This window comes from Streptomyces sp. SID5464, from assembly GCF_009862985.1.
In the GTDB taxonomy this organism is placed as follows: Bacteria; Actinomycetota; Actinomycetes; order Streptomycetales; family Streptomycetaceae; genus Streptomyces; species Streptomyces chartreusis_D.
Genome location: NZ_WWIQ01000001.1, coordinates 207704 through 217614, shown reverse-complemented (window position 1 = coordinate 217614; position 9911 = coordinate 207704). Strand labels below are relative to the sequence as shown.

The window sequence follows — 9911 nt, the reverse complement described above, 5'->3', positions numbered from 1 at the left end:
GCACTGGCGATACGGCTACGGCATGGTCATCGGCGTCATATCCGTCGCGTGCCTGACGCTGTACCGGGGGTTCCGGCGCACCGGCTGGCTCTGACGCGGGCCGTGACCTGCGGAGTCGTGACGGGGTGAGGTGCGGTCAGCGCGGCGTGGTCCTGGCGTAGACGCTCTCGGCCCAGGAGGCGATCTGGTCGCCCGCCAGGTGCCGGGCCAGGTCGGCTTCGCTGATCATGCCGACCAGGCGCTTGTCCCGGATGACGGGCAGCCGGCGGATCTGGTGCTCCTGCATCTCGTGGAGGACCTCGCCGACATCGGCGTCCGCGTCGATCCAGCGAGGCGTGCCCTTGGCCATCTCGCCCGCGGTGACCTTGGCGGGGTCGTGTCCCATGGCGACGCAGCCGACGACGATGTCGCGGTCGGTGAGGATGCCGCAGAGCCGTTCGTTCTCGTCGCTGATGGGCAGGGCGCCGACGTTCAGTTCGCGCATGAGCTGGGCGGCGCGGTCGAGGGTTTCGTGGGCGGGGATCCACTGGGCGCCGCGGTGCATGATGTCTCCGGCGGTGGTCATGGGGTACCTCCCGGTGCCGGACGGCCGGCGCGGCGCGGGAGGCACCGCGAGTCCCGGCGCCCTTCATTCTCGCCGCGTCACCCGGCGCCCGCACATGGAACAGCGCCCCCGGGCCGACCGGACAACGGCTCAGCCGCCCCACGCCGGATGACGGGGATCATCGGCCCGTACCAGGACGTCGGCCGTGCCCGCCGGGTCGGTCTCCTGCTCGTAGCGCTCGAAGGCCGGCAGGGTCCAGTGCTCGGCCTCGGGCGTGCGGCGGCGCAGGGCGCCCGGGGAGAGCAGGACGTGAACGCTCAGATCGAAGGGGAACCAGTGCCGGAGGAGGAAGGGCCCGTGCAGCAACAGCACGCCGCCGGGCGGGAGTTGGACGTAGGGGCTGCGGGTGGCCCGGTCGGCGTCCGGGTCCCACAGGTCGGGCAGGACGCGGCCGTCGCCGCCGGCATCGAGGGGGCCGAACACCTCGCGCCACAGGGCGTGGGTGTCGTACCAGCCGCTGTAGTAGGACTCGACGTCCCGGTGGCCGTACTCCAGCCGCACGGAGGCGGGGCGCAGAAAGCCCTCCGTGCCCACGACGAGCGAGGAGCGGCCGCGTATGCGCAGTGCCTCGGAGACCCGCCGGGCGAGGTCTCCCGGACGCGCGGCCGGGGCGCCGTCGAAGGCGATGCGCGGCCAGGGACTGCCGTCGGCGGGCTTCAGGTCGAGCAGGCGCTCGGCGAGCGTGTCGCCGAGCCGGTCCCAGGTGATCGCTTCGAGTCGCACACGGCCCATGATGCGCCAGACCGTGGCAGGACGTGTCGGACCCGCGAGCGCGGCGGGGCACCGGGGCGGGGGTGGCAGAACGAGAGGCGCCGCGATCGCCGGGGTCCCCTCCGGCGGATGCAGTGCGCGCCGCGTCAGCGGGAATGAACCCCGTATGGTCCCGGAACGCCGTATGGCCCCGCGCGCGACGCTCCCGCCCCACACCCCCACCGGACTTCTCGTCTTCCAGCCCCTCAAGCGGCGGCACTGCGCCGAGTGCCGGCGAGGGCCGCTGCCGCTGCTCGTCCTGGAGGACGCTGCCCCGCGCTGCCTCGACTGTGCCGACCTCGGGCATCTGGTGTTCCTGCCCCGTGGCGACACCGCCCTGACGCGCAGATCGCGGGAGGAGAGCGCGCTGTCGGCGGTGGTCGTGCGGTTCAACCGGCGCAAGAGCCGCTACGAGCGGCAGGGCGTGCTGGTGGAGGAGGCGGCGCTCGCGAGGGCAGAGGAGCGGTGCCTGGCGGACGCCGAGGCCCGTCGGCGGCGCCGGGTGCGGGACGCGCGGCGGCGAGCTGCTCAGGATGCCTTGTTCGCCGAGGCGTTCGCGGCGGAGATACGGCGGCTGTTTCCGGGCTGTCCGGCCGATCGTGCGCGGGCCATCGCCGCGCACTCCTCGGAGCGGGGCAGCGGGCGGGTGGGCCGCAGTGCGGCCGGGCGGGCGCTGACGGACATGGCGGTGACCTCGGCGGTCGTGGCGTCCGTACGGCACCTGGACACGCCGTACGACCGGCTGCTGATGAGCGGCGTGCCGCGGCACGAGGCGCGGCGGCGGATCGCGGCGACGGTGGAGACGGTGCTGAGGGGGTGGACCGAGGCGGGGCTCGGTTCCGCCGGGTGACCCGGGCAGGTCGGCCGGTCAGTCAGTCAGTCACACGGTGACGCTCGCCGGACCCCTGAGCCGGCTCACCCGTGGGCCGTGGACGGACGCGTATGGCCCCGCGCCGCTCGGCCATGGTCACTGTGCTCGTACGGGATTTCACTTGTGGTGAGGAAGGGTGCCGGGGCAGGATCATCGGCTGGACGGGCGGGAGACGCTGACATGATCGACGGACCGTACTTCGTGCTGACGGTGCTGGGTGTGCTCGGGACCGGCCTGGTGGCCGGGGTGTTCTGCGGCTTCTCGACCTTCGTCATGCGGGGCCTCGCCACGCTGCCGCCCGCGCAGGGGGTCGCCGCGATGAACGCGATCAACGTGGCCGCGGTGACACCGCCCTTCATGGCCGTCTTCCTCGGGTCGGCCGTGCTGTGCGCGGTGATCGCCGTGGTGACGTTCGTGCTGTGGCCGGAGGAGGGGACGGTGGAGCTGCTGGTGGGCAGCGCGCTGTACCTGTTCGGCTCGTTCGGGCTCACCATGGTCGCGAACGTGCCGCGCAACGACGTGCTGCTGAAGCTGGAGCCGGACACCTCGGAGGCGGCCGCGTACTGGCCGGCGTATGTGCGCGAGTGGACGATGTGGAACCACGTCCGCACAGCCGCCTCGGCAGGGGCGGCTGTGGCGTACGTGCTGGCACTCACCTGAGCGCGCCGGCAGGTCCTGTCCCGTCCCCTGCGGGTGTGCCGCCGCGGACGTATCGTGGCCGGAAGGAGTGCCGCCCGACGACGCACGGCCTGTCACACGCGCACGCAAGGAAGACGGCCATGGCCGACCCCAAGGGTTTCATGACCACCCCCCGCCAGGACTGGCCGCGCAGGCCCGTCGAGGAGCGGGTCCGGGACTGGGACGAGATCCATGTCCCCGGTGCGCTGCTGCCGATCATCAGCAAGCAGGCCGACCGCTGCATGGACTGCGGCATCCCCTTCTGCCACGAGGCCTGCCCGCTGGGCAACCTGATCCCCGAGTGGAACGACCTGGTGTCGAGGGAGGACTGGCGGGCGGCCGCCGACCGGCTGCACGCCACGAACAACTTCCCCGAGTTCACCGGCCGGTTGTGCCCGGCCCCGTGCGAGGCGGGGTGTGTGCTGGCGATCAACCAGCCGGCCGTCACCATCAAGAACGTCGAGTGCGCGATCGCCGACCGGGCGTGGGAGGAGGGCTTCGCGCCGGCGAGGCCGCCGGAGCGGCTGTCCGGCAAGACGGTCGCGGTGATCGGTTCGGGGCCCACCGGGCTGGCGGCGGCCCAGCAGCTGACCCGGGCGGGGCACACGGTCGCCGTGTACGAGAGGGACGACCGCCTCGGCGGACTGATGCGGTACGGCATCCCGGCGTTCAAGATGGAGAAGCACCATCTGGAGCGGCGGCTGGAGCAGATGCGGGCCGAGGGGACCAAGTTCCGTACGTCGACGGCGGTCGGGCGGGACATCGGGGCCGACGAGCTGCGGACTCGCTACGACGCCGTGGTGCTCGCCACGGGGGCGACCGCCTGGCGTGAACTCCATGTCCCGGGGCGGGAGCTGATCGGCATTCACCAGGCGATGGAGTATCTCCCGCTGGCCAATCGGGTGTGCGAGGGCGACCTGGCGGCGTCCCCGCTGTCGGCGGCCGGGAAGCACGTCGTCATCGTCGGCGGCGGCGACACCGGGGCCGACTGCCTGGGCACAGCCGTCCGGGAGGGCGCCGCGTCCGTGACCCAGCTGGACATCTACGCGCTGCCGAACAGCGAGCGCGACGAGGACACCGAGCCCTGGCCCACGTATCCGGTGCGGGTCTACCGGCTCTCCGGCGCGCACGAGGAGGCCCGTGACCTGCGGACGGCTCCGATCGCCGACGCGGACGCGCGGCTGTTCGCGGCGTCCACACTGCGCTTCGACGGTGACGCGGAGGGCCGTGTGCGGTCGCTGCACCTGGTCGAGGTGGACGCGCGGCGCCGCCCGGTGGAGGGCACCGGGCGGACGCTCCCCGCCGACCTCGTGCTGCTCGCCCTCGGCTTCTCCGGGCCCGACCGGAAGGACGGGCTCGTCGACCAGCTGGGGCTGGAACTGGAGCCCCGCGGCACGATCGCGCGTGACGCCGGTTTCGCCACGAACGTGCCCGGCGTGTTCGCGGCGGGGGACGCCGCCCGGGGCCAGTCGCTCATCGTCTGGGCGATCGCCGAGGGGCGGGCCGTGGCGGCGGCGGTCGACCGTCATCTGACGGGCAGTTCGAGGCTTCCGTCACCGATCGGACCGTACGACCGGCCGATGGCGGTGTAGGAACGCCGCTCCGTCCCCGAGGCGCCGGAGCGTCACCGCTCGTCCGTCCCCGCCACCTTCCCCGTCGACAGCGCCACCCGGTTCCAGGTGTTGATCGTGCAGATCAGGGCGAGGACCTGGGCCAGTTCCCGTTCGTCGAAGTGGGCCGCGGCCTGTGCGTAGACCTCGTCCGGGACACCCGCGTCGGCGACGAGCGTCATCGCCTCCGTGAGGGCGAGGGCCGCCTGTTCCCGCTCGGTGAAGAAGTGCCGGGCCTCGCGCCACACGGCGACCATGTGCAGCCGGTCCTCGCTCTCACCGGCCTTGCGGGCGTCGTTGGTGTGCATGTGCAGGCAGTACGCGCAGTGGTTGAGGTGCGAGGCGCGGATCTGGATCAGTTCGACGAGGGCCGGGTCGAGGCCCTCGCGGGCGGCGGCGTCGAGGGCGACGAGGGCCCGGAAGGCCTTCGGGGCGGACTTGGCGAACTCCAGCCGGGGCGCCTTCACCTGGGTGCTGTTCGTGCTCGTGTGCGTCGTCATGTCCCTCAACCTACGAGCCGGAAAGACCCGCTGTAGGGTGCATTTCCATGGCGACTTCGTGGGTCAATTCCGCGGAACGGATCGGATCCGACCTGCATCTGGAACTGACCGGGCCGGGCGGCCGGCGCGCGGCGCTGATCCGGGCCCTGCGGGAGGCCGTCCGCAGCGGACGGCTCGCTCCGGGCACCCGGCTGCCGCCGTACCGCTCGCTCGCGGCCGATCTCGACATCGCCCGGAACACCGTGGCCGACGCCTACGCGGAACTCGTCGCGGAGGGCTGGCTCACCGCCCGTCAGGGCTCGGGCACGCGGGTGGCGGAGCGAGCCGAACCGCTGCGGCCCGCCGCCCGCCTGCCCCGAAAGGCTCCTGCACGCGCGCATGGCCCGCGGCACGACCTCACGCAGGGCACACCGGACACCTCGTCGTTCCCGCGCACGGCCTGGCTGACCTCCTACCGCAGGGCCCTCCAGCAGGCGCCCAACGAGGTGTTCGGCCCGGGCGATCCGGCCGGCCGGCCGGAACTGCGGGAGGCGCTCACGGAGTACCTGGCACGCGCGCGTGGCGTGCGCACCGAGCCGGGCAGGATCGTGATCTGCTCCGGCTTCGCGCACGCGCTGCGGCTGCTGTTCGGAGGGGGCGTCCTGCGCGGGCCCCTGGCGGTGGAGGCGTACGGGCTCGGATTCCACCGGGAGGTCCTCGCGGCGGCCGGGGTGCGGACCGTGCCGCTCCCCCTCGACGAACACGGCGCCCGGGTCGACCGGTTGGGGCGCGAGCGTGCCGTGCTGCTCACACCGGCGCACCAGTTCCCGACCGGCGGCCCGCTGCACCCCGCGCGCCGGGCCGCCGTGATCGACTGGGCACGCGTGCGTGGCGGGCTGGTTCTGGAGGACGACTACGACGGGGAGTTCCGCTACGACCGCAAGCCGGTCGGCGCGGTGCAGGGCCTGGACCCCGAGCACGTGATCCACATCGGCTCGGTCAGCAAGAGCCTGTCGCCGGCGGTCCGGCTGGGCTGGATGGTGCTCCCCGAGCGGTACGTCGACGCCGTACTGGCCGTCAAGGGCGACCGGGAGGCGTGGGCGAGCGTCCTCGACCAGCTGAGCCTCGCGGACTTCGTGGTCTCCGGGGCGTACGACCGTCACGTACGGCGTATGCGGCAGCGGTACCGCGGCCGCCGGGACCGGCTCGTCGCGGCGCTCGCCGAACACGCGCCGCTCATCGAGGCCACCGGTATCGCGGCCGGGCTGCACGCGGTGCTGCGGCTGCCGCCCGGCACCGAGGCGTCCACGGTCAAGGCCGCCGCCTGGCAGGGCATCGCCCTGGACGGCCTCGCGGCGTTCCGGCACCCGGACACGGACACGGCGGCGGGCGACGGCCTCGTCGTGGGGTACGCGACGCCCTCCGACCATGCGTACGGGCCGGCCCTGGAGGCGCTGTGCCGTGCACTGCCGCCGTGACCGGCCCGTGGCGCGAGCGCAGTCACGGCTTGCGCGCGACCGCCCCGTACCCAGGAATCACCCCGTCGTCCTGCCCGGGTACGGGCTCGCCCAGTTCCTGGTGCCAGCGGTGGGGCACCTCGACGCCGGGCTCGACGAGGTCGAGGCCGTCGAAGAAGCGGGTGAACTCCTCGCGGGAGCGCAGGGCCAGGGTGACGCCTGCGGCACGGAGCTTCTCGGTGGCCGCCTTCGACTCCTCCGGTGTGAAGTCGGCCGTGGCGTGGGTGATGACCAGGTGGCTGCCGGACGGCAGTTCGGCGAGGAGCCGGCGGACCAGGTCGTGCGCGCCGTCCTCGTCGGAGACGAAGTGCAGCAGCGCGATGAGCGACAGTGCGACGGGCCGGCCGAAGTCCAGGACCTTCCTCGCGCCCTCCAGGATGGCGTCCGGGTCGCGCACGTCGGCCTGGAGGTACTCCGTCGCCCCCTCGTCCGTGCCGCGCAGCAGGGCCGCCGCGTGGGCCAGCACGATGGGGTCGTTGTCGCAGTAGACGACCCGGGCGGCGGGGGCGATCTCCTGGGCGACCTGGTGGAGGTTGGGCTCGGTCGGGATGCCGGTGCCGACGTCCAGGAACTGCCGTACGCCGTTCCCGGCCAGCCAGCGCGTGGCCCGGTGCATGAACGCGCGGTTGACCCGCGCCATGACCGGGACCCTCGGGTCGAGGGTGAGCATCTGCCGGCCCATCTCCTCGTCGACCGGGTAGTTGTCCTTGCCGCCGAGGTACCAGTCGTACATCCGCGCCGGATGCGGTCTGCTCGTGTCGATCGAGACGGCCGAGGTGGGGTCCTGCCCGGTCATGAGGCACTCCATGAGACACAAAGGGTGATCAATTCAGCACCAGCGTAGGGAAGTTGAGCGACAGATCGCGGCAGACAGCGGCAGCAGGCGACAGACAGCGACAGAAAAGCAATCACATCAGGACAGCAGGAAGTCCGCCTCCCCCGCCTTCGCCCCCTCGATGAAGGCCGTCATCTCGTCCGAGGTGTAGATCAGCGCCGGACCGTCCGGGTCGGTGGACTGCCGGACGGCGATCCTGCCGTCGGCGAGTTTCATCGCCTCCAGACAGTTCCCGCCGTTCCCGCCGCTCCACGGCTTGTGCCACCCTTCGCTGCCCAAGTCACGCGCGGGCATGCCGTTGTAGACGTGTTTGCGCGGCTTGATGCGATCCATTCACAGCTCCTTGCGGAGATCCCGGAGGATCTCCTTCGTGCGATGTGCCGTAGCGGCCTGCGCCGCCATGCGGTCCATGACCTCGAGGTGGGTCGCCACCTCGGCGCGCGCGTCGAGATAGACCGCGCCGGTCAGGTACTCGCTGTAGACCATGTCCGGCAGTTCGGGCATGGCAAATCGGAACAGCACGAACGGCCCGTACGTGCCCGGGTGCGGCCCACTGGCGAACTGGGCGACCTGCAACGTCACGTTGGGCAGCGTCGTGGCCTCGAGCAGTCTGTCGATCTGGGCACGCATCACCTCCGGGCCGCCGACCGGGCGCCGCAGCGCGGTCTCGTCCATCACGACCCACAGCCGGGGCGCGTCCTCGCGGGTGAGCAGTTCCTGACGCTGCATCCGCAGGGCGACATGGCGCTCGATGTCGTCGGGCCGGGTCTGGCCGATGGCGCCCGAGCGGAGCACTCCTCGCGCGTAGTCCTCGGTCTGCAACAACCCGGGGACGAAATGGGGCTCGTAACTGCGGATGACGGCGGCCGCGCCCTCCAGGCTCACGTACATCGAGAACCAGCCGGGCAGGATGTCGTGGAAACGCTGCCACCAGCCGGGCTTGTTCGCTTCCTCGGCCAGCAGGACGAAGGCGTCGGCCTCCTCGTCGGAGATTCCGTAGGCCTTCAGGAGCAGTTGCAGATACGGGATTTTGAGCGCGACCTCGGCCATCTCCATACGGCGGACCGTGGCGGGGGCGACACGGAGGATGCGGGCGGCCTCCTCGCGCTTCATCCCGGCGCGTTCCCGCAGGTCCAGCAGGCGCCGGCCGAGGACGACCTGGCCCACCGTCGGCGCGGACCGCGGTTCGCTCACGCTCCACCTCCACCAAGAGTTCTGACGAGTCGGCCACAAAAGAACGCTGACAGCCCGGCGGCGCCATTCGAAGACCTTTTCGAAGAATCGACTATCCGAACAGATGTTCCGAACAGAACTTCGACGATCTCAACTGGCGCCGCGCGGGGTGCTGTTGCGAGCAGTGTGCCACGGCCTTCCAGACCGTCACACAGCACTCTGCAATTTTCAGAGTGACACTTGCCAAGTGTTCGCGGCGGGGCGATAGTGGCAAGCGTGATTCCGTCCGCGCCCTTAGGAACAGACGCCGCCGCAGGCCCTCCCGGCCTGGGTGCCAGCCCGGAAGCGAGCCTCGTCGGGGCCGCTGCCGAGCGCCGGTTCCGTTTCGAGCTGGCCGCACATCCGGGTTCTCCCGCACGGGCCAGACGCCTGACGCGGGCCCGGCTGACCGGTTGGTCGGTGTGCGAGGACACGTGCGACAGCGCGGCCCTGGTGGTTTCCGAGCTGGTCACCAACGCCATCGTGCACACGGCGAGCACGCACATAGTGTGCGAGCTGCACGACGGCGACGACCTGGTGCGGATAGCCGTGCGTGACGAGGGCTGTGCCCCGGGCCAGCCCCACGCGGCCAGCCGCACCCGGCCCGAGGAGGAGCACGGGAGGGGACTGCTCCTCGTCGACGCCCTCTGCGACGCCTGGGGTGCCCATGAGCACGGCCCCGGGCTGCTGGTCTGGGCCGAGCTGCCGCGCAAGGCCGACACCCCGCGCGACCCGGCGGAGCCCCGGAACGACCTGGGCTGGGGCGCCCGTCCGAAGCCGGGGCCGTCCGACGACTCGGGCGACGGGAACGGAGCACACCCGGCGCGCCACACGCAGGGCGCTCAGGAAGTCCCCGCACAGGAGCGACGCCGAGAGCGGGGGCCGGCATGAGCCCCGGGCGCGGTGGCCGCGTCCTGAACCTCGACACCCTGGCCCGGCTCCGGCGCGGGCTGCGCACGGCGGGCCCGACTCTGCGGCTGCCCGTACCCGACGGCATGACCGCCCCGCTCGGCTGCGACGCCGTCGCCGTACCCGCCCGTCTCGGCCCGCTGGTCATGCCCCGGCTGCCCCGCGTGGGCTGCGTCTACGCCGACGAGACGCACTGGTGGTGGCTGGTGCCGTCCGACTCCGACCACGCCCTGGAATGGCCGATGCCGGCGCACTACGCCACCGGTGCGGTCGTCCCGGACCTCCCCGAGCTGCCCGAGCTGATCCACCGCCCGGACGGCACGCTGCCGTACACCCCGCCGATACCGCTGTATCTGGCCCTGTGCCGGGTGACGGGGACCGCGCCGGCCTGGTCGCGGCCGGTCAGCGCGTAGCACTCGTAGATCCAGAGCTCCAGAACGCACAGA

General features: G+C 72.3%; 12 protein-coding genes. 6 read left to right on the top strand and 6 right to left on the bottom strand.

Going from position 1 to position 9911, the window contains the following annotated elements:
- Positions 1-136 precede the first annotated feature (136 nt).
- Complete coding sequence (locus GTY47_RS01005) at positions 137-565, bottom strand: CBS domain-containing protein (protein WP_010039614.1); 429 nt, start codon at positions 563-565, stop codon at positions 137-139.
- Between the two features lie 129 nt (positions 566-694).
- A complete protein-coding gene (locus GTY47_RS01000) occupies positions 695-1327 on the bottom strand; it encodes a uridine kinase (protein ID WP_029181146.1) in 633 nt (210 codons plus the stop codon).
- 154 nt (positions 1328-1481) lie between these two features.
- Here GTY47_RS01000 and GTY47_RS00995 point away from each other — a divergent pair, with 154 nt between their 5' ends.
- From GTY47_RS00995 to GTY47_RS00985, 3 genes are all read left to right on the top strand, one after another.
- Positions 1482-2204, top strand: coding sequence for a DUF2293 domain-containing protein (locus GTY47_RS00995; RefSeq protein ID WP_010039608.1), 723 nt, complete (start codon positions 1482-1484; stop codon positions 2202-2204).
- 201 nt (positions 2205-2405) lie between these two features.
- Positions 2406-2885: an anthrone oxygenase family protein gene (locus GTY47_RS00990; protein WP_010039606.1), complete on the top strand. Its 480-nt coding sequence runs from the start codon at positions 2406-2408 to the stop codon at positions 2883-2885.
- 119 nt (positions 2886-3004) lie between these two features.
- Positions 3005-4495, top strand: coding sequence for a glutamate synthase subunit beta (locus GTY47_RS00985; RefSeq protein ID WP_010039604.1), 1491 nt, complete (start codon positions 3005-3007; stop codon positions 4493-4495).
- Positions 4496-4527: 32 nt separating this feature from the next.
- Here GTY47_RS00985 and GTY47_RS00980 read toward each other — a convergent pair whose 3' ends face one another.
- Positions 4528-5013 (bottom strand): carboxymuconolactone decarboxylase family protein, encoded by a 486-nt coding sequence (locus tag GTY47_RS00980; RefSeq protein ID WP_010039602.1) that lies wholly within the window; start codon positions 5011-5013, stop codon positions 4528-4530.
- Between the two features lie 47 nt (positions 5014-5060).
- On the opposite strand from GTY47_RS00980, the gene GTY47_RS00975 reads away from it, so the two are divergent.
- Positions 5061-6470, top strand: coding sequence for a PLP-dependent aminotransferase family protein (locus tag GTY47_RS00975; RefSeq protein WP_010039600.1), 1410 nt, complete (start codon positions 5061-5063; stop codon positions 6468-6470).
- A gap of 22 nt (positions 6471-6492) precedes the next feature.
- Here the strand turns inward: GTY47_RS00975 and GTY47_RS00970 are convergent, their stop codons facing one another.
- The 3 genes from GTY47_RS00970 to GTY47_RS00960 form a co-directional block, all read right to left on the bottom strand.
- Positions 6493-7305, bottom strand: coding sequence for an SAM-dependent methyltransferase (locus GTY47_RS00970; RefSeq protein ID WP_010039598.1), 813 nt, complete (start codon positions 7303-7305; stop codon positions 6493-6495).
- 117 nt (positions 7306-7422) lie between these two features.
- On the bottom strand, positions 7423-7677 hold the full coding sequence (locus tag GTY47_RS00965; RefSeq protein ID WP_010039596.1) for a DUF397 domain-containing protein: 255 nt from the start codon (positions 7675-7677) through the stop codon (positions 7423-7425).
- Positions 7678-8538 (bottom strand): helix-turn-helix transcriptional regulator, encoded by an 861-nt coding sequence (locus tag GTY47_RS00960; RefSeq protein WP_010039595.1) that lies wholly within the window; start codon positions 8536-8538, stop codon positions 7678-7680.
- A 246-nt stretch (positions 8539-8784) separates the two neighbouring features.
- Between GTY47_RS00960 and GTY47_RS00955 the strand changes: the two genes are divergently transcribed.
- Positions 8785-9447, top strand: a complete 663-nt coding sequence (locus GTY47_RS00955) for an ATP-binding protein (protein WP_078602824.1) — start codon at positions 8785-8787, stop codon at positions 9445-9447.
- Positions 9444-9878 carry a hypothetical protein gene (locus GTY47_RS00950; RefSeq protein ID WP_010039593.1) on the top strand — a complete coding sequence of 145 codons (435 nt, stop codon included), beginning with the start codon at positions 9444-9446 and terminating at the stop codon, positions 9876-9878. Before GTY47_RS00955 ends, GTY47_RS00950 begins: the two co-directional genes overlap by 4 nt.
- The last annotated feature ends 33 nt before the right edge of the window (positions 9879-9911 follow it).

What these genes read in the sequence shown, in the direction of transcription:
- GTY47_RS00990 (WP_010039606.1), top strand. Translation starts at nt 2,406, where the DNA reads ATGATCGACGGACCGTACTTCGTGCTGACGGTGCTGGGTGTGCTCGGG.
- GTY47_RS00975 (WP_010039600.1), top strand. Translation starts at nt 5,061, where the DNA reads ATGGCGACTTCGTGGGTCAATTCCGCGGAACGGATCGGATCCGACCTG.
- GTY47_RS00970 (WP_010039598.1), bottom strand. Translation starts at nt 7,305, where the DNA reads ATGACCGGGCAGGACCCCACCTCGGCCGTCTCGATCGACACGAGCAGA.
- GTY47_RS00980 (WP_010039602.1), bottom strand. Translation starts at nt 5,013, where the DNA reads ATGACGACGCACACGAGCACGAACAGCACCCAGGTGAAGGCGCCCCGG.
- GTY47_RS00995 (WP_010039608.1), top strand. Translation starts at nt 1,482, where the DNA reads ATGGTCCCGGAACGCCGTATGGCCCCGCGCGCGACGCTCCCGCCCCAC.
- GTY47_RS00985 (WP_010039604.1), top strand. Translation starts at nt 3,005, where the DNA reads ATGGCCGACCCCAAGGGTTTCATGACCACCCCCCGCCAGGACTGGCCG.
- GTY47_RS01005 (WP_010039614.1), bottom strand. Translation starts at nt 565, where the DNA reads ATGACCACCGCCGGAGACATCATGCACCGCGGCGCCCAGTGGATCCCC.
- GTY47_RS00965 (WP_010039596.1), bottom strand. Translation starts at nt 7,677, where the DNA reads ATGGATCGCATCAAGCCGCGCAAACACGTCTACAACGGCATGCCCGCG.
- GTY47_RS00950 (WP_010039593.1), top strand. Translation starts at nt 9,444, where the DNA reads ATGAGCCCCGGGCGCGGTGGCCGCGTCCTGAACCTCGACACCCTGGCC.